The following is an 18,139-nucleotide window of genomic DNA, read 5'->3' as shown; positions in this document are numbered from 1 at the left end:
GGGTCACTCGACGCGGCGGTTCGGGAAGCGTGGGTCAGGCGGCGGCCGGCTCGGCAGGCTTGGCCTCAGTCCGCTTGGCGGCGGCCCAGGCGTCGAGTTCGCGGCGCAGCGTGTCGTCCTTGCCGTCGCGGAGCCGGATCGGCATCTGCGCGCCGAGGAAGTCGGCGGCGACGATCAACGTGGGGCGGCCCTCGCCGGACGACCACATCTGCACCGGGCCGGGCAGGTTCTTCCAGGCGCCGAAGAACTTGGGCGTCATCGCCATCTGCTGGCCGCTGGCCTCGCGTTCCAGGGCGGGCAGCAGGATCTTGCGCCAGTCGAGGGGGGTCTTGGCGAACGGGCTGAGGTCGATGGCGATGCGGGTGCCGGAGTCCCCGGAGAGCACGAGCTGGTCGGCGGTGTGCTCGAGGTTGACGGGCTTGGCGTCCAGCAGCCGGATGGCGGCGGCGAGTTCGGGGATCTGCAGCCGGTGCACGATGGCGTGCCACGGCTCGCCCTTGCCGCTGGTGACCTGGGTGCGGGACACGGCGAGCGTGAACCGGTTGGTGGCCATGGCGTACAGCACGCCGTTCTCGTATTCGAAGGTGATGCACTGGACGTCTTCGGCGTCGACGAGGTTTCCGACGTGCGGGCGGGTCTGGGCGACGAGGCGGCTGAGGGTGCGGTCGGCGATGGTGATCACTGTGGGTCTCCTGGGATGCTGGGTGGGGTGCCCCGCCGACTTCGCCTCGGTGGGGCACCCGGGCTATTTGGGGAGGCGGACGGGCATGCACACGGCCCGGTAGGAGTCGTCGTCGACCGGCACGATCAGCGCCGGCTTGGTGGGGGTCGTGAACCAGATTTGGACGACGTCGCTGATCGGGGCGAGGAGAGATCCGAGGAAGCCGGCCCGGAATGCGATCTCGAACCCGTCCAGGTCGGCGGCTTCGACGTCGACCCGGCTGGACCCGCGGGAGCCTTCGACACCGCCCCGCACCATCACCTGGTCGCCGTCGAAGAAGAGAGTGATCGGCTGCTCTTCCTTCTCGTTGACCAAGGCAGCCCGCTTCACCGCCTCCAGCAGTTCGCCCGCGTCGACCCGGGTCCAGCCCGCGGCCTTGGCCGGGTCGGGGAAGTGGCTGTCGATGTTCTTATAGGGGGTGGCGATGGTGCGGCTCGTCACGGTGAGCGTGTCGGTGGCGAGGGATGCGACGCCGCCGTCCGGGCCGGGGAAGCCGACGTGGACGAGGCATCCGGTCATCTGCTTGACGGTGACCGCGATGTCGGCGGCCGGGATGAGGAGGTCGCCGGCGGCGTCGCCGTCGGGTGTCCAGGCGAGCCGGTGGCGGGCGATGCGGTAGCCGTCCGAGCCTTCCACCACCAGTTGGTCGCCGTCGGCGCTGATGTGGACGCCGCCGAACGCTTCGCGGCTGCCAACAGCCTCTTTGGGGGTCATGGCAACGGTGGCGGCGTGTCCGACGGCCACAGCCAGGTGTTCCCCGGCGGCCACGCCTGCGGTGCCGGGCGGGACGGGGAGGGCCGGGTAGTCGCCGCGGTTCATGGCGGGCAGCGCGAACGTGGTGCCGGGCGCCGACACCGTCAGCTCCCGTTCGTCGGCCACTACGTCGATGGGGCCGGCGGGCAGGGCTGCGGTCACGTCGGCGAGCAGGCGGCCGGAGACCAGGCTGTGGCCGGGCTCCAGCGTTTCCGCCTCCAGGCTGGCGCGGGTGGAGGTTTCCAGGTCGAACCCGGAGAGAGTCACCTGGTCGGGCGCGGCCTCGATCAGCAGCCCGGCCAGGACGGGGTTGAGCGGGTTGTTGGGGAGGCGGCGGTGCGCGCGGCGTGCGGCTTCCGCCAGCTGCTTCTGGTCGATGCGGAGCTTCACGCCGCCTCCACCTGCGGCTCGTCGCCGGGAGCGCCGTCGACAGCCGGTTCTGCGCTGGGCTCTTCCGTGACGGTCGGCCAGGGCAGCAGCTTGCCGGTGCCGGCGATCTGGTCGACTTCGAAGAGGGAGAGTTGTTCGGTGCCCATCTGGTCCTCCGTGGGATGCTGGTGGCTGCTCCCGGACGGGTCGAGCGTCCGGGAGCTTCGGCGTGTGACGGTCAGGCCGCCTTCTCGCGGGCCTCGTTGATGCGGTCGCGGGTTTCGCGCAGCCACTTGGCGACCGCGGCCGGGTCGTCCCCGGTGTCGAGCCGGTCGGCTGCCTGATCCGCGAGGGCGGTGAAGCGTCCGAGGGCGGCTCGCTCGGCGGCCCGGGTGCGCTCGCTGTGGCCGGACCAGAACTGGTCGGCCTTCGCCTGCTGCTTCTCGTGCTCCTTGTCGCGCAGCAGGTCGGCGCCGGACAGGATGCGGATCACTGCGAGTGCCAGGTCGGTCATGGCGTCCGTGTGCCAGAGCACCCAGCGCTTCTCGTCGACGGCGGCCAGGGCCGCTTGCTCGGCCGGTGTCCGCTTCGCGCCGGCGGCGATGATGGCGGCAGCCTTGTCGGCCCACACCTTGCGGTCGTCGTTCTTCGTCTTGGTCATCGCCAGTCCCCCTCGGGCAGGTCGTAGGGCGGGTTCGGGATGTCGGCCTCGCTGCTGGCCAGCTGCGGCTGCTCCTTGAGCGCCCAGGACGGCGGGACGCGCCCCGGGTCGGTGGTGGCGGCCATCGGCGCCTGATGCAGCGGCACGGGCTTGGCGCAGATCCGGGCGACCGTGGCCGTGTCGATCTCCTGGGTCTGGTCGGCCGCGGCGGTGGCCTGGCAGGCGATGTTGAGGCGCCGTTCGAGGTCGGCGGCCTTCTCCTCGAGGCCAGCGATGATCTCCGTGTACCGCTCGTCGATGCGGGCGATAGTTTCGGCGTGCCGGCGTTTCTGGTCGTCGAGTTGGATGTGCATTCCGCCGATGCAGAGGTTGGCTCCGAAGAGGAGGAACTTGAGGCGGTCGACTTCGTCGACGGCACGGTGCCGGGTGCGGCCGTGGCGGGCGAACATCGCCAGGCGGACGGGCGTGAGTTCGGCGAAGGTCATGACGCCTCCCCGGCCAGTTGCGCGTCGGCAACCGCCTCCGCGCGGGCCGCAGGAAGGTGGATCACCTTGGCCGTCTTCCTCCGCGGGAAGCATCCGTCGCCGCGCCCACCCCGGCAGATCTGTTCGACCTGATGCATCCGCTGGGAAGCCTTCTCGTCCCATTCGGCGCGGCGCTGCTCCCGCAGGTCTTCCATGTCGGTGCCGACGAACAGGAACGGGGAACCCGCGTTGCCGGGCCACGCGTCGCCCTTGACCGGGTCGAAGCGCATGTTGCGGTATCCCAGCCAGTTCTCCGCGTGCCGCTCGCACATGCCTTCGGGGAGGCGAACGTTGAACCGTTCGTCCGGCGGATACAGGCGGTTGGTGTTCAGGTACTGCTGCTGACGCCAGTCCGCAGCCTCCCAGGTGCGCCACCTCTGCTTGAGGGACTCGGGTACGGGCATTCCGAGGTACGTGTCGGGTACGGCGCTCACAGTTCCTCCAGTCCGGTGCGGTCGATGTATCCGGCGGCGTCGCTGTCGGCGAAGTCCCGGGCGGTGCGGAGCCGGTGGTTGAGGTTGCGGGATTCGTCGAGGGCCCGTTCCAGGGCGGCGATGTGCGGGAGGGCGCGGAGGATGTAGAGGCAGGCCAGGGCGTCCATGAAGCCGGCGGCCGGCGGCGGGAGTTCAGGCGTGGCGGTCACGAGGCGACCTCGCCGAGCTGCACGTCTTCGACCACCCGGCCGCCGCGGCTGCGGTGGTCGCACTGCCGGAGCAGGCACGGCTTGGCGCGGGCGTCGAACTCGGCGGGGCTGACCAGTTCGTGCCGCCACCCTTCCGCTGCCTCGCGGCGGCGGTCGGCGACCCGCGGCGTGAACTCCCTGTGGGCGTCCTCGGCCAGGGCCCCGATGTAGTCCTCCCGGACGGAGCCGGTGACGCAGCCCTGCGGGTCGATGCGGATCCAGAAGCCGGCCATCACGCCACCGCCAGGACGCGGCGGTACATGGCCGCGGTCGTGGGCCGGCGCTGCGGGGTGAGCGGGCCGTGCCAGCGGACCAGGTAGTCGACCGGCAGGGTTTCGCCGGGCTGGCCGGGCTGGTCGACCCGCTGCATGAGGGGCTGCCCGGACTCGCTGATGTCGCAGGTCCACAGCCATGTGGTGCCGTCGGCCGCGACCTGCACACGGTCCAAGTTGATGCGGGCGCCGTCGAGGATCGCGTCCATCACGACACCTCCGGCAGCACGGCCAGCTGCTGGTCGCGCCGGATCCACGCGGCCAACTCGGCCGCCTTCTCCGCAAGCTGGTCGAGGAGTTCCGGCGGGGAGTCGCTGGCTTTGAGGGCAATCTCGTTGTCGCCGACGATCAGCCACGCCGTCTGGCGGCCTTCGCCGTCGCGGCCGTAGCGGGTTTGGACGGGGCCGGTGTCGAGGTTGGCGGTGATGCCGCCGCAGATCGTCGCGGTCACTTCTCCTCCTGGGGCCGTTTCGGGCAGCCCGTATCCGCGGATCACGGTTTCCGTGTGCGCGACGAGCAGCCCTTCAGCGGCCAGGTCCTGCAGATCCTTGGATGCGGTGCCGATGCTCACCGGGTGGATGCCAGCCCGCCGCAGCGCGCCGACCGCCAGACCGGGCTTCCACTCCAGCGACGGGCGTTCCTGGACCGCGGCGAGCAGGGCCGCCCTGCGGGCGACGGTGGCGGCATCGCGGTCGTTCCGCGCCTTCTCCCACTCGGCTTCGGTGACCGGGTCGACGTGGCTGAGGGCGATCCACGCGCCGTGTCCGTCGACCCAGACGACGTCGCTGTGGCCGCAGACTCGCTGGGCTCGGGTGCGGGTTCGCGTGATGAGCTGCTCGCCGCCCAGGTCGTCCTCCGGCCGGGCGCCGGGGTAGGCGAGCACCGGGGTGCCGACCTCATGCAGGGCGTTGAAGGTCTCGACGTTCACGACGCGCCCCCCGCCTCGCGGTGCCTGCGGAGAACGTCCTCCCACGCGGGGTGCGTGGTCGGGTCCTCCGGCAGCAGACCAGCAGCGATCAACTTGTTGAGCCCGTCACGGTCGACCTGCACGTCCTGGCGGCCGAACGTGTCGGTCACCGTCACCGTCTCGATGTTCAGGGCCGCACACAGCGCCTTGAAGTCGGCGACGAACGAGTCCTTCGGGGTGTTCACGCGGTCACCCCCGCCGGCTTGCGGGCGGCGTCGTACTGGCGGATGGCCCACGAGGCTGCGTGGCACTGGTAGACGAAGTGATAGCCGATCTTGTCGACGTGCCACTCGGACACGTCGGAGAAGGCGAAACCGCCCAACTCCTTCACGGAGACCTCATGGCCGTCGCTGCGGCGGTGCGAGTAGGTGCCCCATGTCAGCGCCGAACTGTAGGAATCGCGGTCCTCCCCAGCGCCGCATGAGCACTCGGCGCGATAGTTCGTCCCGTGCTCGAACTCATTGATGAGGGAGAGCGCGATGTCCTTGCTGTGCAGCCAGTCGCTTTCGAGGATCTGCTCGCGGACGGCCGCCCGCAGACCCCGGGGGCCGCCGTTGCGTACAGCGTCGGCGACCTCGTCCTTGACTTGCCGGACCAGGCGGTCCTGGTCGTACTCCAGCACCGAGCGGCGTCCGTTGAGGAGCTTCGACGCCCACGACGACGGCTCGACGCGGATGCCGCGCAGCCAGTCGAACATGTCCTCGGTGTCGTCGCCGTACCGCTCGAAGTGGAACGAGCCGTGCGACCCGGCGACCAGCAGGTTGTACGGCCACGTCACCAGGAGCAGCCGGTTCATCGACTTGGGGGCGGAGAAGTGGACGTGCCTGTACAGGCCGTCCTCGCGGAGTTCCGTCAGCTTGGCCTCGGCGAAGTCGCGCTCGAAGTGGCCTGCGATCTCGGCGTAGTCGCTCATGCCGTCGCCTCGGAACCCTCGGCCGCTTGATCGGCGAGCTTCTCCAAGCCTTCGGACGCGTCCTCGAGTCCGTCCGAATAGCCGTCGAGGTACGCCTGCGGGCGTTCGCGGTGGCCGTCCGGCGTGTGGCCGTTCAGTTCCTGGATGGCCTTAGCCGCCTCAGTGAAGACGCTGGAGCGGAAGGCGCGCGGCTGAGCGAAGGGGTCGTCCGCTTGCGGCATTGCCTGGTGGTAGAGCCACTGAGCGCCCAAGGCGTCAGCGCCGGGATCGTCTGAGTCGAAGATGAACGACGACAGCGATCGACCCGTGGCGGCTAGGGCGTCCTCCAGCTTGGCGATGCGACACCAGGGGCAGCCGCGGTTGTCGCTCGGGGCGTGGAGCCAGGTGGGGTGCTCAGGGTCTCCGCAGCATGCAGAAACGCGGCCGTCGGGCTCTCCGAGTTCGAGGGAGCGGTAGGCGGCCAACTCGGCTGCCTGCTTCTCCTGCACCGTCTCCGCCACGTGTAGCGGCGTGAACACCTTCGTGCCGTACTTGACGGCCGTTGCGCACGGCCAGCCGGTGACGATTCCCTCGTCCTGGCACACCGCGCACAGCCAGGAGTTCGGCACCCCGCAGTCGTCGAAGATCGGGACGTGGAAGCGGGCCGGGAGCTTCGCGTTCTCCTCCAGGGAGAAGCCGGCGAGGATCTCGTAGTACGGGTGATCGGGGGCGTGAAGCAGCGTGGCGCGCTGCTGGCACTCTTCGTGCTTCACCGGCTGCCCCTTCTTCGCCAGGTCGCGACAGGTGCCGCACGCGGACGGGTCGGCGCTGGTGCTCCTGGCGGCGAGGAACTCGGCCCGGTGCTGGATCCAGAACGGGTCGGGGTCGGAGTCCGTGGGGACGGACGTGGTGGCGTCAGACACGGTCGGCCTCTCCTGCAGTGGTGGAGCTGTGGGCTGCTTTGATGGCGGCGAACTGGGCCGGCCAGTCGGGGTACGCGGCGGCGGCCGCGCGGACGTCGTCCGGGTGCTTCACCAGCCAGGCGTCGAGACGGAACGCGATCTGATCCGACGGGGACTTCGTCCGGCCGGCGGCCTGCTCGAAATGGGCTGCAGCGATGTCCGCCTCCACCACTGCCAGCGGCACATCCATCGACGACCACGGGCGCGTCATGCCGCACCGCCGAGGCCGAGCTGGGTGGGGAACTGGGCCGCGTAGTAGCGGGTCCACGTCTCCTCGAAAGCCGGCCGGTGCCGCTCCGTCCACGCCTTCGTCTCGCGCACCGACCCGTTCGGCAGATCCGACTGCCGCGTGCCGACCTCTTCGCCGGTCTGCTCCTTGTGGATGGCGGCGGCGCGGCGACCGAACCAGGACTGCACCGATTCGATCTGCTTGCGCTTCAGGCCCTTGTCCTTGAGGAAGTCCGGGACGTACAGGGGGATGTCGAGCGGGTCGACCTCCGGCTCCTCGCCCAGGGCGCGGGCGGCCACGAGGCGGCCCTTCGTCTCCAGCCATTCCGGCGAGACGATCCCGGAGAGGATGGACAGGATCTCGGCCTGCTGCTTGGCCCGGGAGATCAGCGAGTCGAGCTGGTCCTCGGTGGCCCGCGGGTTGATCGTGCCGCCCTGCGTCCAGTACGCCTCGATCGCGTCGGCGGTCTCGTTCTGGAAGGCGACCAGCGTGTTGCGGTGGGCCTCCGCGACGCGGTGCTCGTTGATCGTGGCCAGCAGCATCAGGAAGGTGCGGACCGGGATGACGGTCGTGCTGTAGGTCTTGCCGTCGGCGGCAGTTGTGGGGCTCTGCCCCATGACTGCCCAGGAGCGACGTCGGAGCTTCGCTAGCTGCGTTGAGTAGTCGAGGCCCAAGTCCTCGACCGCGGCCTTGAGCACGATGTGCGGGGTGCCGTCGACGAGGATGGTCTGTACGGAGCCAGCCGACAGGTCGAGCTTGACGACCTCGGTCGACTGTTCAGGCAGAATGGACACAGTGGTCCCTTTCGTTTCAGTCGTTTGTGGAGGGATCCAGAGGCCGTCCCGGACTTGGTCGTTGCGGGGCGGCTTCTTCATGCGCAGGTCAGGCGGCGACGTCAGCGATGCGGGCGAGACGCGGCTCTGGCGGGCGGGACTCGTGGGCGCGGATGGCACTGACGGCGGCCTGCCGGCGTTCGGCGAGGTAGGCGTCGATCTCGTCGATGCAGTAGGCGAGGCGGCGAGGCGAGGGGATGCCGACGGGTCCCTTGTCCTGCTGCCGGTAGTTGTAGAGCGTCTGGACGGTGACGCTCATGCGTCGTGCCGCTTCGTCGATCCAGACGTGTCCCGGTGGGGGCGGGGTCGGGGTCTTGGCGAGCCTGGGCACTTAGGTACTCCTTCGTGTGGGGGTTGCTTCGATGTCAGGGTGTCCCTGTTTTGGGGACGATGGGGGCATGAAGAGGACCAGGACGCCGACACCGAGGGCCTCCGCTATGGCGTGGGCGTCGATGACGTCGAGGTGGTCGAGATCTCCGGAGTGCAGCCGGCCGACCTGAGAGCGGGATACACCGCTCGCTTCCGCTAGATCACGGACAGTGTAAGGCTTGCCGCGACCTGGGGTTTTCATGGTTCTTTGGAAGTAGTCGAGGTCTCTCAGGATGTAGCGCACGCTCAATGGATCTCCCCCGTTGCGAGGTGCCTTTCACTGGCTTTGAGTTAACTCCTCTCGGGACGCCATGTCAACAGAATCGGGACAGCCTGTCGGCGAGTATCGGCAAAGTTCATGGCCAGATAGCGTTGGTCTGTGGACGGACTGTCCCGGATCCGGGAAGGTTGTACAGACTGACCTGCTATTTTTCCCGCGCTATCCGTTATCCCTAGAGACAGCCGGTGTGACAGTGACGCGAGAGGAAGACGACATGACGGCAGCGGCCACCGCCTCCGACCAGGGCGCGGCCGGGACCACTCCTGCCGGCGCGCTCTCCCGGCTCATCCAGGAAGCCAACGAGGCCGGAATCACCTACCAGGAGATGGCCGACCGGGGGATCGACCCGCAGGGCAAGCGCCTGCCGAAGCAGTGGTACCAGAAGCTCGTCAAGACTCCTCCAGTGAACCCGCCGTCGCCGGACCAGATGCAGGCCATCGCCGCAGCCACCCGCAGGCCGTTCCGCCGCGTACAAGAGGCCACCGCCGAGCAGTGGCTGATGTACGAGGCGACCGAACTCGCGGGCTACGACGAGGAGGTCCGCATCATCGTCGGCCACCTCGCGGGCAAGTCGAAGGCGGAGCTGATGAAATGGCGCTACATGATCGAGGCCGAGGAGCGCGCCCGGCGTGAGGCCGGCGAGTAGCGACAGGCGGACGCCCGGCGTTGACTGATCGACAATGTCCGTAAGTAGACATTTACTCAACCGGTTGTTGACGACTCTCAGTAGACGTACCCTTCACCAACCGTGCACTTCCGGCCGTTCTGGCTGAGTGCACCGTTGTACGCGGGGAGGATGCATGCTGGACGTCGCCTACGAAGCCGTCGAAGACCTCACACCCGGCCGGCTGGCCGCCATAGACGAAGACCGCGGAACCATCAGAGTCCGCCTCGACAAAACCCGACCCCTCGCCGACGTGGTGCGGCAGTTGAACATCGAGATCGATCGGCTCATGTCGTCGTCCCACTGGTTCCAACTGTGGGGCACGGAGATCGTCTCCCGCGACACCCCCGACCAGCCCCTGCGAATCGAGTACATCTTCCGCCCCTGGGTTCCGCGCGACATCGGCGCGTGCGTGGCGGAAGACCGAGGCACCGTCCGCGTCTACATCTGCCCCGACTTGAATCCGGAGCAGTTCGCCGCCGCCATGAACCCGGCCACCGAGGACTTCCTCGCCGGCGGACACTGGTTCCAGTTGTACGCGGGCGAGATCATCGACAATAGCCCCGAGCCGATGAGCCGCATCTGAACGAACGGGGGCTCCCATGGCGGGCTACGTAGAAGACCGGTGGTTGAAAAAGGGGCCGGACGGCAAGCGCACCATCCCCACAGAGCGCTACGGCAAGGGGAAGCGCTACAAGGTCGCCGGTATTCCGGGCGTCCGCGCCCGGTCGTTCCCCGACAAGCAGAAGGGCGCGGCCGACGCCTGGCTTGCGAAGGCCATGGCCGACAGCAACAGGGGCGAGTTCATCGACCCGCGCGACGGCAACATGCTGCTGCGCGAGTACATCGACAAGCACTGGTGGGCGTCACGCACGGGCGATCCGGCGACCCTGGAGACCGTCAGCCGCCGGGTGCGCAACCAGATCCTGCCATTCCTGGGCAGCCTGTCGCTGCGTCAGATCAAGGTCGACACGTTGCGCCTGTGGCTCAAGGAGCTGGAGGGCGTCATCTCGCCGGGCACCGCGGTCGTCGTCTGGGGGTACCTGAACAACATCCTGGACTGCGCGGTGGACGACGAGCGCATCCTGAAGAACCCGTGCCGCGCGCGAACCATCAAGGCTCCGGTGAAGCCGCCCACCAAGGCGCGCGCCTGGAGGCGCGCCCGTGTGGCAGCCGTTCAGGCCGGCTTGCCCGCCGCGTACCGGATCCTCGTCGACATCGGCTCCGGCGCGGGGCTGCGCCAGGGCGAGGCGCTTGCACTGGCCGAGGGCGACCTCGACATGGAAGGCCGCGTGATCCATGTCCGGCGGCAGGTCCGCAACGTCGAGGGGAAGCTGGTCTTCTCCCTGCCGAAGGGCAACAAGACCCGCTCCGTTCCCATGCCGGACCACCTCGCCGCTCGCCTCGCCGCGCATATGGCGGCCTATCCCCCGCAGCCGGTGACGCTGCCGTGGAAGGACCCCCGGCCGCCGAAGACGAAGCTCGAGGCGAAAGAGCGGGCGCCGCAGACGCACCGGCTCCTGATCGTCAACAGCAACGACGGTGCGGTGCGCGCCAACATGTGGAACGAGAACTACTGGAAGCGGGCGCTCGCCGCGGCCGGGGTCATCCCCGAGCCGAAGAAGGTGCGACGGAAGACGGGGCGCGGATTCCGCCTGGTCTACATGGCGGCGCACGAGCACGGCTTCCACTGTCTGCGGCACACTTTCGCGAGCGTGCAGCTGGACTCCAGGGAGAATCCCGTGGCAGTCTCGAAGTGGCTCGGCCACGCGGACGCCGCGATCACGCTTCGGGTGTACGGACACTTCCTGCCCGATGCGGACGGCCGGGGCCGGCAGGCGATGGACGCCTGGTTCTCCCAAGCTCTGGATTCTTCGGCGTCCTCCCCAGACGCTCCCCAAGACACGATTTGCGACGCCCCGGAAGCGGGTTCACCCCCCGAGGACACGGCAGGACTACCGGACGCCAGAGGCACTGAAAGCGTCTCTGAGCTGCAGGAATCTGCGGCATGAGTCGGAGGCGAACTGCCGTAGCTCGTCGGCGAGATACAGCCAGACGACGGCCCGGTACCGGTTGAGGTAGAACTTGACGGGCACGACCAGTCCCAGACGTGCGAGGCGGGTGAACCGGGTGGGGGGCACCTCCAGGATGGCGGCGCCTTCGCCGGTGCCCACGACCAGCACGCGCTCGCGCAGTGCCTCGGGGAAGCCGGGTTCCGAACGCAGCCGGTCGATCTCCGCCCGGACCACCCGGCGGCCCCCTCCTCCTTCGTCGGGCACGGTCCTGATGCGTCCGAGGTGCACGGCGAGGTCGAACTCGCTTCGTTTCAGATCGAGTTCCCGCGCCGCTCGGCTCGGCGTGCAGGAAACGGCATGGGACGGCGTGACGGTGTTGCCGGACATGGTCGAACTCCCCCGTGGAGTGAAGTGGAGTGAAGCAGGCCCGCGCTGTCCGCGGTGGCCTCGGAAAAAACCGTAGCCGGAATCGCCGATCTCGTGGCAAGCCTGTGGATAACTCCACGGAGAAGAACAAAATTGCAGGTCAGAGCTCTGTCAGGGGAGTACGCTCAGGATGTCGGGGGTCCACGGTGAGGTGTTCGCCGACCCGATTGACCAGCAGGGTCATCTCGTAGGCGATGAGGCCCATGTCGGCTTCGGCCCCGCTGAGCACGCACAGACAACTGCCGGTGCCCGCGGCGGTGACGAAGAGTACGGCGTCGTCGAACTCGATCATCGTCTGGCGCACTTGGCCCGCGCCGAAGTGCCGGCCGGATCCCTTGGCCAGGCTGTGCAGCCCGGACGAGACGGCGGCGAGGTGCTCCGCGTCCTCCCTGCCCAGTCCCGTGCTCGCGCCCGCCACCAGCCCGTCGTTGGACAGGACCAACGCGTGCCGCACGTGGTCGACTCGCTCGGTCAGATCGTCCAACAGCCAGCCCAGCCCCTGGTTCTGCGCCATGTCCCACTCCCCGTGTGACGATTCCCCGTGTGATCCTCCACCTCGCCGGAGAATCTGACCGCAAGCCTTCCCCAGTCCCTGCCGCCGGAGCAAGGAGGACGGCGGCATGGCGTGGAGGACGACCTGAGCGGGCCGCCGACGGCGACGTCAGCTCACGGAGTCGAGCAGCCGGGCGGTGTGCATCCGCCCGGCGTACTCGACCAGCCGGATCAGCACTTCCTTCCCCGAGTCGCGGTCACGGGCGTCGCACAGGACGACAGGGGTGCCCCCGTCGAGGTCGAGGGCGCGCGAGACGTCCTGAGCGCCGTATGTCCGCGTGCCCGCGAAGCAGTTGACCGCCACCACGAACGGGATGTGGCGATGCTCGAAGTAGTCGACCGCGGGAAAGCAGTCCTCGAGGCGTCTGGTGTCGGCCAGGACCACCGCGCCCAGGGCTCCCTGTGACAACTCGTCCCACAGGAACCAGAAGCGGTCCTGGCCCGGGGTTCCGAACAGGTAGAGGGAGAGACCGGAGCGGATGGTGATGCGGCCGAAGTCCATCGCGACGGTCGTCGTGACCTTCTGGTCCACGCCGTCGGTGTCGTCGACCGACTGACCGGCCTCGCTGAGCAGTTCCTCGGTGCGCAGCGGCTTGATCTCGCTGACCGCGCCCACCATGGTGGTCTTGCCCACGCCGAACCCGCCGGCGACCAGAATCTTCAACGCCAGGGGGGCCGTCTCCCCGCCCGTGGCGTCGGAGTGCTCGGAGACCATGGATCACTTCTCTCGGTCGTGTCGGCAACGGCAGAAGGCATGCACAAGTCGGGTCTGAACGTTCATCTACAGCGCTCGCAGCCCCTCGATCACTTCGCGCAGAATCCGTTCGTCGGGCAACTGCGCGGGCGGGACCGGACGGCTGACGGTGACGCAGCCGAGTTCCAGCAGGTCTCCGAGGAGCACCCTGACCACGCCCACGGGAAGGTCCGAGCCCGCCGAGAGTTCGGCGACGGACTGCGTCTCCGTGCAGCACAGGTCGATGAGGGTGCGGTGTTCCGGCCCGATGGCCATGCCGTCCGTGCCGGGCGCGCCCGGGTCCAGGGTGACCAGGGCGATCAGGTCGAAGCGCACTCCGGTGGGGCCGGGTTTCGTGCGTCCGCCCGTCATGGCGTAGGGGCGGACGAGCGGGCCGGCCTCGCTGTCGTACCACTGGCTGCCCAGCTCACGCGGGGCGCTGGTCATGTCCTCGGTCATCTGCGCGGGCCGCTCTCTCGCGTCATCCGGTGACAGGCGGCCGCGCGGCGAGGCGGGTCGGTGTGTAGAGGTGTTCCCCGACCCGCTTGACCAGCCGCGCCATCTCGTACGCGACCAGGCCGATGTCGGCGGTCACCGCGGTGAGGACGGCCAGACAGGAGCCGTCGCCCGCTGCGGCCACGAAGAGGAAGCCTTCGTCCATCTCCACCATGGTCTGGCGGACACCACCGACGCCGAAGTGCCGGCCCGCGCCCTTGGCGAGGCTGTGGAAGCCGGAGGCGACGGCGGCGAGGTGTTCGGCGTCCTCCCGTCTGAGGTCACTCGACGCGCCGACGGCCAGGCCGTCGTTGGACAGCACCACGGCGTGCCGCACCTCGCTCACGCGCATCACCAAGTCGTCCAGCAGCCAGTCGAGTTCGCCGGACCGCTGGGCCGGCCTCGTGCTCGGGTCCTGGATCATGCGGGGTCTCCTTCACTGCTCTCACTGCCCGGTGCGGGATCCGGGGTGGCTCGGCGGCCGGACTGTCTGCCGCCGCCCCGGGCCCAGCCGGCCCGGTAGGCGGCCATCCGGTCTCGTACGACCTCGGGGGTACGCCCTTCGTCCCCGCGCGGGGAGCTCGCCTTGGCCGGCTCCTCGGAGAGTCGGTGGCGCAGCTGAGGGGCGAGACTGGCCTGTCGTACCCGGCGCGGAAGGTCGTCCGATCCTTCGGAGTCGTCCGGGGGGCGGTGCAGGCGCAAGGCGGTCACTCCGGGTGGCGGGGGGTCGGCCGCCACGGGTTCGGCGGCGGCTCGGACGGGCGCCACCAGCGCGGGGCGGTCGGCGGCGGCGGGGACGGCCTCCTGGCGCCGGTCGGCGGCGTATCGGTCGGGGGCATTCCGGTCGGGGACATGGCGGTCAGCGGCACTGCGACCGTCGGTGTTGCGAGCGTGGGTGTTCCGGTCGACTGCGGGCACGCGCGCGTACTCGCGTTCCGAAGACTGCTGCTGGATCTCCGCCGTCTCACGGACGGAACGTTCCGGCTTCGCGCTGTGCAGCAGGGCGGTCGGCAGCAGGACGACCGCTGTGGTGCCGCCGTAGGGCGAGGTCCGCAGGTGCACCTTGATGCCGTGGCGGGCGGCGAGCCTGCTGACCACGAACAGACCGAGTCGGTCGCTGTCGAACAGGTCGAGGGCCTCGGACTGCGCGATGCGCCGGTTGGCCTCGGTCAGAGTCTCCTTGCCCATGCCGAGGCCTCGGTCCTCGACCTCGACGGCGTATCCGTTGCCGACGGGTTCGCCGGTGACCCGCACACGCGTGTGCGGGGGTGAGAACTGGGCGGCGTTCTCGACGAGTTCGGCGAGCAGGTGGGTGAGGTCGGCGACGGCGGTGCCGATGACGGCCGCCTCCGGAAGTTGGCGCACCTCCACGCGCGCATAGTCCTCGACCTCGGAGACCGCCGCGCGGATCACGTTGGTGAGGGAGACCGGCATCCGCCAGGCCCGGCCGGGCGCCGCCCCGGAGAGGATGATCAAGCTCTCCGCATGGCGTCGCATACGCGTGGTGAGGTGGTCGAGCCGGAAGAGGTCGCTCAGCTCGTTCGGGTCGTCGGAGCGGCGTTCCATGCTGTCCAGGAGGCTCAACTGGCGGTGGACGAGGACCTGGCTGCGGCGGGCGAGGTTGACGAACACCCCGGAGATGCCGCTGGCGAGCTCGGCCCGCTCCACGGCGGCCCGCAGCGCGGCGCGGTGCACGGTGCCCAAGGCCTCGGCGACCTGGCCGGTCTCGTCGTCCGAGGGAGGTCCGGGCGGGGCCTCGGCGCGGACGTCGATCTCCTCCCCGGCGCGCAGTTTCCGCATGGCTTCCGGGAGTTTGCGCCTGGCGATCTCCAGGGCGCTGTTGCGCAGGCTGACCAGTTCGACGACGAGTCCGCGGCCGATGCGCACGGAGATGACGAGGGAGGCGACGACGGCGGCCAGGCCCAGCAGGACCGCCGCGCCGGCCGTGGTGAGCAGACCTCGGGTGAGCGGGTCGGCTCGGTCGGCGACACCGTGTCCGGCGTCCGCCTCGATGGTCCGCATCCCGTTCTGCACGCGCGTGTGGGCCTTGTCCCATGTGCTCGCCGGAGCAGCCGCGATCGCCTTCGCGCCCGCCCGGCCTGCGAGCACCTTGTCCTCGGCGGCGTACAGGGCTGCGTAGGCGCTGCCGGCGGCAAGTCGCTGCCAGGCGGTGCGTTCGGGGCCGCGCAGGTCCGCGACGGCCGACTCGGTCAGGGCCCGACGTGTGTCGACCGCGCCGGTGAACAGCCGCAGGCGCTCTCCGCCGAGGCCCCCGGCCAGGCGTGCGCCGGCGAGCACGACGTCCTCCTGGGCCAGCGCTTCTCCCGCGCGGGAGAACTCGAGCAGCACGCGCGCGTCCGAGCCGAGTTCGGCGTCCTGGATGCCGGAGAGGGCTCCGCCGACCGAGAAGGCCGCCGAGATCGTGCTCGTGTACCGGCCGTACGTCTCCTCCCAGCCGGCGCTGCCGTCGAGCACCGCGGTCCGCAGCGAGAGGAGGCCTTCGGCCCCGGACACGAATGTCTCGAGCCGCTGGGCGACTCCTGTGGGCAGGTCCTGGCCGTCGGCGACGGTGCTGTCGTCGCCGAGCCGCAGTGCGGCCACCGCGCGGTCCGTGCGTTCGGCGAGCGCCCTCAGGTCGCCGTCCTGCCCGGGGGCGGGATGGGTGGCGTACCGGACGGCGGCCGCCCGCTCGGTCTGCAGGGCGGCCACCGCGGCCGCGACGGGGGCACGGACCTGGGAGTCCACGCGCTGCAGCTGGCGGAGCCGGGAGACGTCCTGCGCGGTGGTGACGGTGGCGTACGCCCACAGTGCCAGCAGGGAGACAACGGGCACCATCAGCAGACAGACGATCTTGGCGCGCACGGTGCGCGGCCGGAGCCGCAGGCGTTCCGCGCGCGGGGGTATCGCGTCCGCCGAGGCGTCCGCCTGCTCGTCCGGCCCCTCGTCGGCGGGGGGTCCGGCGTGGGCGCGGCGCCCACGCGTGGGGGGCGGCGCGTCGGCGCCTGCCGTCGGGGTCCTACGGGGTGTACGCATGGCCTCCTCGCTCGGAAGTGGTACGTCGGAAGTGGTACGGGGGACTTCCCGTCCCGCCGGTGTCGTCAGACGGTCCGGGCCTGTTGTCGGCCGACGCGGCTCTCCACCGGTTGCTGTGCCGAGGCGGACGCCTCGCGCTCTCCCGTGGTGGGCGACAGTGCGACGAAGGCCGAGGTCAGGAAGAGGTAGGACCCGAGGCCGACGGCGAGGGGGAAGATGAACTGCATCGCCGTGGCCCCGGGCAGCGCGTCGCCGGAAGGCGTGACATGGACGCTCACCGCGAACATCCCGGTGTAGTGCATGCTGCTCACCGCCGCCCCCATGACGAGGGAGGCGAGGGTGACCGCGATCGGCGACTTGATGTTGAGGGCCGCCCAGAGGGCGGCGGTCGCCGCGACGACCGCGATCAGGACGGAGAGTGCGACGCGCACCGGGTCGTAGGTCACGTCACCGTGCAGCCGGACCGCGGCCATGCCCAGGTAGTGCATGCTCGCCACGCCGAGGCCGGTGGTGAGCCCGCCGATCAGCAACGCGCGCGTGCGTTCGCGGCTGTAGCCGACGGCGAAGACGCCGGCGCAGACGACGATCATGGCGACGAGCAGGCTGAGCACGGTCAGCGGAACGTCGTAGCGGATGTCGGTTCCGCTGACGCCGAAGCCGAGCATGGCCACGAAGTGCATGGTCCAGATGCCGGTGCCGATCGCCGAGGCCGCGGTGATCAGCCAGTTGCGGCGCGAGCGTCCGGTGGCGCCGAGCGCGCGCACGGTGCAGCGCAGCCCGAGGGCGGCGCCGATACAGGCCATCACGTACGACAGCGCGGGGGTCAGCCAGCCGAAGGCTGCGTGGTCCAGGTGTCCCATGGCCACGGGACGCTAGCCGGGGCACGGGAGCACAAAGGGGGCGCATTTCGAAAGGTGTTGGAAAGTGGCGCAGAAGTGCGCCGGAACGATCGGGTCACGCTCGAACATGCGCGCCGGGGCATCATCCGTGCCGGTGAGGGATCATGCGGAGCATGAGCGACGACCACACACACGTTCAGGAGTTCTTCACCGCGCGCGCCGCGGACTGGGACCGCCGGTTCCCCGACGACGGCCCCGCCTACGCCTCCGCGGTCGGCGAACTCGGTCTGCGCGAAGGGGACCGCGTCCTGGACGCGGGCTGCGGCACAGGACGCGCCCTGACGCCGCTGCGGGCCGCCGTGGGACGCTCGGGAGTGGTCGTGGGAGCCGATCTGACCCCGGCCATGCTGGAGGCCGCCGTACGGGCGGGACGCGACCGCGACGGGCGGCTGGTGGTCGCCGACGTCGCCGCGCTCCCGCTGCGCTCGGAATCGCTGGACGCCGTGTTCGCAGCGGGCCTCATCGCCCATCTGCCGCACCCGGCGGAGAACCTGCGGGAACTGGCGCGGGTGGTGCGCCCCGGCGGCACGCTGGCGCTGTTCCATCCGATCGGCAGGGCGGCGCTCGCGGCCCGCCAGGGCCGGCAGATCACGCCGGAGGACCAGCGGGCGGAGCCCAACCTCCGCCCGCTGCTGGCCGGTTCGGGGTGGCGTATGACGTCCTACGCAGACGAGGACGCCCGTTTCCTGGCCCTGGCCGTCCGAGAGGGCTGAGGCTCGTCGACGGCGTCATGAAGCGCGCCTCTCCGGCGACCGCCCGCACGAACGCGTCGGGACGGTCGAACATGACGCGTCACGGCGGGGGTCGG

General features: G+C 69.9%; 27 protein-coding genes and 1 pseudogene. 4 read left to right on the top strand and 24 right to left on the bottom strand.

Translation table 11 applies throughout. The features are described 5' to 3' along the window. Positions 1-34: 34 nt before the first annotated feature. From ABZ725_RS14085 to ABZ725_RS14005, 17 genes are all read right to left on the bottom strand, one after another. Entirely contained in the window at positions 35-682 is a 648-nt protein-coding gene (locus ABZ725_RS14085) for a hypothetical protein (protein ID WP_358802934.1), read from the bottom strand. A 63-nt stretch (positions 683-745) separates the two neighbouring features. Beyond that, the gene (locus tag ABZ725_RS14080; RefSeq protein WP_358802933.1) at positions 746-1,864 is read right to left on the bottom strand and encodes a DNA polymerase III subunit beta; all 1,119 of its coding nucleotides are present in this window, start codon (positions 1,862-1,864) and stop codon (positions 746-748) included. Then, complete coding sequence (locus ABZ725_RS14075; protein ID WP_358802932.1) at positions 1,861-2,010, bottom strand: hypothetical protein; 150 nt, start codon at positions 2,008-2,010, stop codon at positions 1,861-1,863. Before ABZ725_RS14075 ends, ABZ725_RS14080 begins: the two co-directional genes overlap by 4 nt. 71 nt (positions 2,011-2,081) lie before the next feature. Beyond that, positions 2,082-2,504: a hypothetical protein gene (locus ABZ725_RS14070; protein WP_358802931.1), complete on the bottom strand. Its 423-nt coding sequence runs from the start codon at positions 2,502-2,504 to the stop codon at positions 2,082-2,084. Then, on the bottom strand, positions 2,501-2,989 hold the full coding sequence (locus tag ABZ725_RS14065; RefSeq protein WP_358802930.1) for a hypothetical protein: 489 nt from the start codon (positions 2,987-2,989) through the stop codon (positions 2,501-2,503). The genes ABZ725_RS14070 and ABZ725_RS14065 overlap by 4 nt, the downstream gene beginning before the upstream one ends. Further along, complete coding sequence (locus ABZ725_RS14060; protein ID WP_358802929.1) at positions 2,986-3,462, bottom strand: hypothetical protein; 477 nt, start codon at positions 3,460-3,462, stop codon at positions 2,986-2,988. The genes ABZ725_RS14065 and ABZ725_RS14060 overlap by 4 nt, the downstream gene beginning before the upstream one ends. Beyond that, a complete protein-coding gene (locus tag ABZ725_RS14055) occupies positions 3,459-3,671 on the bottom strand; it encodes a hypothetical protein (RefSeq protein ID WP_358802928.1) in 213 nt (70 codons plus the stop codon). Before ABZ725_RS14055 ends, ABZ725_RS14060 begins: the two co-directional genes overlap by 4 nt. Beyond that, on the bottom strand, positions 3,668-3,943 hold the full coding sequence (locus ABZ725_RS14050; protein ID WP_358802927.1) for a hypothetical protein: 276 nt from the start codon (positions 3,941-3,943) through the stop codon (positions 3,668-3,670). The genes ABZ725_RS14055 and ABZ725_RS14050 overlap by 4 nt, the downstream gene beginning before the upstream one ends. Continuing rightward, positions 3,943-4,191: a phiSA1p31-related protein gene (locus ABZ725_RS14045; RefSeq protein WP_358802926.1), complete on the bottom strand. Its 249-nt coding sequence runs from the start codon at positions 4,189-4,191 to the stop codon at positions 3,943-3,945. Before ABZ725_RS14045 ends, ABZ725_RS14050 begins: the two co-directional genes overlap by 1 nt. Next, positions 4,191-4,910: a hypothetical protein gene (locus ABZ725_RS14040; RefSeq protein WP_358802925.1), complete on the bottom strand. Its 720-nt coding sequence runs from the start codon at positions 4,908-4,910 to the stop codon at positions 4,191-4,193. The genes ABZ725_RS14045 and ABZ725_RS14040 overlap by 1 nt, the downstream gene beginning before the upstream one ends. Continuing rightward, a complete protein-coding gene (locus ABZ725_RS14035) occupies positions 4,907-5,134 on the bottom strand; it encodes a hypothetical protein (protein WP_358802924.1) in 228 nt (75 codons plus the stop codon). Before ABZ725_RS14035 ends, ABZ725_RS14040 begins: the two co-directional genes overlap by 4 nt. Continuing rightward, on the bottom strand, positions 5,131-5,862 hold the full coding sequence (locus ABZ725_RS14030) for a hypothetical protein (protein WP_358802923.1): 732 nt from the start codon (positions 5,860-5,862) through the stop codon (positions 5,131-5,133). The genes ABZ725_RS14035 and ABZ725_RS14030 overlap by 4 nt, the downstream gene beginning before the upstream one ends. Continuing rightward, complete coding sequence (locus ABZ725_RS14025; RefSeq protein WP_358802922.1) at positions 5,859-6,764, bottom strand: hypothetical protein; 906 nt, start codon at positions 6,762-6,764, stop codon at positions 5,859-5,861. Before ABZ725_RS14025 ends, ABZ725_RS14030 begins: the two co-directional genes overlap by 4 nt. Continuing rightward, positions 6,757-7,014 (bottom strand): hypothetical protein, encoded by a 258-nt coding sequence (locus ABZ725_RS14020; protein WP_358802921.1) that lies wholly within the window; start codon positions 7,012-7,014, stop codon positions 6,757-6,759. Before ABZ725_RS14020 ends, ABZ725_RS14025 begins: the two co-directional genes overlap by 8 nt. Then, positions 7,011-7,826, bottom strand: coding sequence for a phage antirepressor N-terminal domain-containing protein (locus ABZ725_RS14015; RefSeq protein ID WP_358802920.1), 816 nt, complete (start codon positions 7,824-7,826; stop codon positions 7,011-7,013). Before ABZ725_RS14015 ends, ABZ725_RS14020 begins: the two co-directional genes overlap by 4 nt. 88 nt (positions 7,827-7,914) lie before the next feature. Then, complete coding sequence (locus tag ABZ725_RS14010; RefSeq protein ID WP_358802919.1) at positions 7,915-8,196, bottom strand: hypothetical protein; 282 nt, start codon at positions 8,194-8,196, stop codon at positions 7,915-7,917. After that, a complete protein-coding gene (locus ABZ725_RS14005) occupies positions 8,197-8,436 on the bottom strand; it encodes a helix-turn-helix transcriptional regulator (protein WP_358803253.1) in 240 nt (79 codons plus the stop codon). Positions 8,437-8,728: 292 nt separating this feature from the next. On the opposite strand from ABZ725_RS14005, the gene ABZ725_RS14000 reads away from it, so the two are divergent. The 3 genes from ABZ725_RS14000 (at position 8,729) to ABZ725_RS13990 (ending at position 11,190) form a co-directional block, all read left to right on the top strand. Beyond that, positions 8,729-9,160, top strand: coding sequence for a hypothetical protein (locus ABZ725_RS14000; protein ID WP_358802918.1), 432 nt, complete (start codon positions 8,729-8,731; stop codon positions 9,158-9,160). 154 nt (positions 9,161-9,314) lie between these two features. Further along, positions 9,315-9,764: a hypothetical protein gene (locus ABZ725_RS13995; RefSeq protein WP_358802917.1), complete on the top strand. Its 450-nt coding sequence runs from the start codon at positions 9,315-9,317 to the stop codon at positions 9,762-9,764. A gap of 16 nt (positions 9,765-9,780) precedes the next feature. Continuing rightward, positions 9,781-11,190: a tyrosine-type recombinase/integrase gene (locus ABZ725_RS13990; protein WP_358802916.1), complete on the top strand. Its 1,410-nt coding sequence runs from the start codon at positions 9,781-9,783 to the stop codon at positions 11,188-11,190. A 3-nt stretch (positions 11,191-11,193) separates the two neighbouring features. Here ABZ725_RS13990 and ABZ725_RS13985 read toward each other — a convergent pair. From ABZ725_RS13985 to ABZ725_RS13955, 7 genes and pseudogenes are all read right to left on the bottom strand, one after another. Beyond that, a pseudogene (locus ABZ725_RS13985) lies at positions 11,194-11,580 on the bottom strand (DUF6397 family protein); the annotation flags it as partial. Between the two features lie 139 nt (positions 11,581-11,719). Then, positions 11,720-12,133, bottom strand: coding sequence for a roadblock/LC7 domain-containing protein (locus ABZ725_RS13980; RefSeq protein ID WP_358802915.1), 414 nt, complete (start codon positions 12,131-12,133; stop codon positions 11,720-11,722). A 147-nt stretch (positions 12,134-12,280) separates the two neighbouring features. Further along, entirely contained in the window at positions 12,281-12,886 is a 606-nt protein-coding gene (locus ABZ725_RS13975) for an ATP/GTP-binding protein (RefSeq protein ID WP_358802914.1), read from the bottom strand. Between the two features lie 66 nt (positions 12,887-12,952). After that, the gene (locus ABZ725_RS13970) at positions 12,953-13,363 is read right to left on the bottom strand and encodes a DUF742 domain-containing protein (RefSeq protein WP_358802913.1); all 411 of its coding nucleotides are present in this window, start codon (positions 13,361-13,363) and stop codon (positions 12,953-12,955) included. Positions 13,364-13,385: 22 nt separating this feature from the next. Next, entirely contained in the window at positions 13,386-13,823 is a 438-nt protein-coding gene (locus ABZ725_RS13965; RefSeq protein ID WP_358802912.1) for a roadblock/LC7 domain-containing protein, read from the bottom strand. After that, the gene (locus ABZ725_RS13960) at positions 13,820-16,432 is read right to left on the bottom strand and encodes a nitrate- and nitrite sensing domain-containing protein (protein WP_358802911.1); all 2,613 of its coding nucleotides are present in this window, start codon (positions 16,430-16,432) and stop codon (positions 13,820-13,822) included. Before ABZ725_RS13960 ends, ABZ725_RS13965 begins: the two co-directional genes overlap by 4 nt. Positions 16,433-16,497: 65 nt before the next feature. Then, complete coding sequence (locus tag ABZ725_RS13955; RefSeq protein WP_351902918.1) at positions 16,498-17,292, bottom strand: MHYT domain-containing protein; 795 nt, start codon at positions 17,290-17,292, stop codon at positions 16,498-16,500. Between the two features lie 152 nt (positions 17,293-17,444). On the opposite strand from ABZ725_RS13955, the gene ABZ725_RS13950 reads away from it, so the two are divergent. Continuing rightward, a complete protein-coding gene (locus tag ABZ725_RS13950; RefSeq protein ID WP_358802910.1) occupies positions 17,445-18,044 on the top strand; it encodes a class I SAM-dependent methyltransferase in 600 nt (199 codons plus the stop codon). Positions 18,045-18,139 lie beyond the last annotated feature (95 nt).

It is taken from the genome of Streptomyces sp. NPDC006872, assembly GCF_040635845.1.
Classification (GTDB): domain Bacteria; phylum Actinomycetota; class Actinomycetes; order Streptomycetales; family Streptomycetaceae; genus Streptomyces.
This window is presented reverse-complemented; position numbering and strand designations above follow the sequence as displayed.

What these genes read in the sequence shown, in the direction of transcription:
- ABZ725_RS14075 (WP_358802932.1), bottom strand. Translation starts at nt 2,010, where the DNA reads ATGGGCACCGAACAACTCTCCCTCTTCGAAGTCGACCAGATCGCCGGC.
- ABZ725_RS14070 (WP_358802931.1), bottom strand. Translation starts at nt 2,504, where the DNA reads ATGACCAAGACGAAGAACGACGACCGCAAGGTGTGGGCCGACAAGGCT.
- ABZ725_RS14065 (WP_358802930.1), bottom strand. Translation starts at nt 2,989, where the DNA reads ATGACCTTCGCCGAACTCACGCCCGTCCGCCTGGCGATGTTCGCCCGC.
- ABZ725_RS14050 (WP_358802927.1), bottom strand. Translation starts at nt 3,943, where the DNA reads ATGGCCGGCTTCTGGATCCGCATCGACCCGCAGGGCTGCGTCACCGGC.
- ABZ725_RS14045 (WP_358802926.1), bottom strand. Translation starts at nt 4,191, where the DNA reads ATGGACGCGATCCTCGACGGCGCCCGCATCAACTTGGACCGTGTGCAG.
- ABZ725_RS14030 (WP_358802923.1), bottom strand. Translation starts at nt 5,862, where the DNA reads ATGAGCGACTACGCCGAGATCGCAGGCCACTTCGAGCGCGACTTCGCC.
- ABZ725_RS14020 (WP_358802921.1), bottom strand. Translation starts at nt 7,014, where the DNA reads ATGACGCGCCCGTGGTCGTCGATGGATGTGCCGCTGGCAGTGGTGGAG.
- ABZ725_RS14005 (WP_358803253.1), bottom strand. Translation starts at nt 8,436, where the DNA reads ATGAAAACCCCAGGTCGCGGCAAGCCTTACACTGTCCGTGATCTAGCG.
- ABZ725_RS14000 (WP_358802918.1), top strand. Translation starts at nt 8,729, where the DNA reads ATGACGGCAGCGGCCACCGCCTCCGACCAGGGCGCGGCCGGGACCACT.
- ABZ725_RS13995 (WP_358802917.1), top strand. Translation starts at nt 9,315, where the DNA reads ATGCTGGACGTCGCCTACGAAGCCGTCGAAGACCTCACACCCGGCCGG.
- ABZ725_RS13990 (WP_358802916.1), top strand. Translation starts at nt 9,781, where the DNA reads ATGGCGGGCTACGTAGAAGACCGGTGGTTGAAAAAGGGGCCGGACGGC.
- ABZ725_RS13980 (WP_358802915.1), bottom strand. Translation starts at nt 12,133, where the DNA reads ATGGCGCAGAACCAGGGGCTGGGCTGGCTGTTGGACGATCTGACCGAG.
- ABZ725_RS13975 (WP_358802914.1), bottom strand. Translation starts at nt 12,886, where the DNA reads ATGGTCTCCGAGCACTCCGACGCCACGGGCGGGGAGACGGCCCCCCTG.
- ABZ725_RS13970 (WP_358802913.1), bottom strand. Translation starts at nt 13,363, where the DNA reads ATGACCGAGGACATGACCAGCGCCCCGCGTGAGCTGGGCAGCCAGTGG.
- ABZ725_RS13965 (WP_358802912.1), bottom strand. Translation starts at nt 13,823, where the DNA reads ATGATCCAGGACCCGAGCACGAGGCCGGCCCAGCGGTCCGGCGAACTC.
- ABZ725_RS13960 (WP_358802911.1), bottom strand. Translation starts at nt 16,432, where the DNA reads ATGCGTACACCCCGTAGGACCCCGACGGCAGGCGCCGACGCGCCGCCC.
- ABZ725_RS13955 (WP_351902918.1), bottom strand. Translation starts at nt 17,292, where the DNA reads ATGGGACACCTGGACCACGCAGCCTTCGGCTGGCTGACCCCCGCGCTG.
- ABZ725_RS13950 (WP_358802910.1), top strand. Translation starts at nt 17,445, where the DNA reads ATGAGCGACGACCACACACACGTTCAGGAGTTCTTCACCGCGCGCGCC.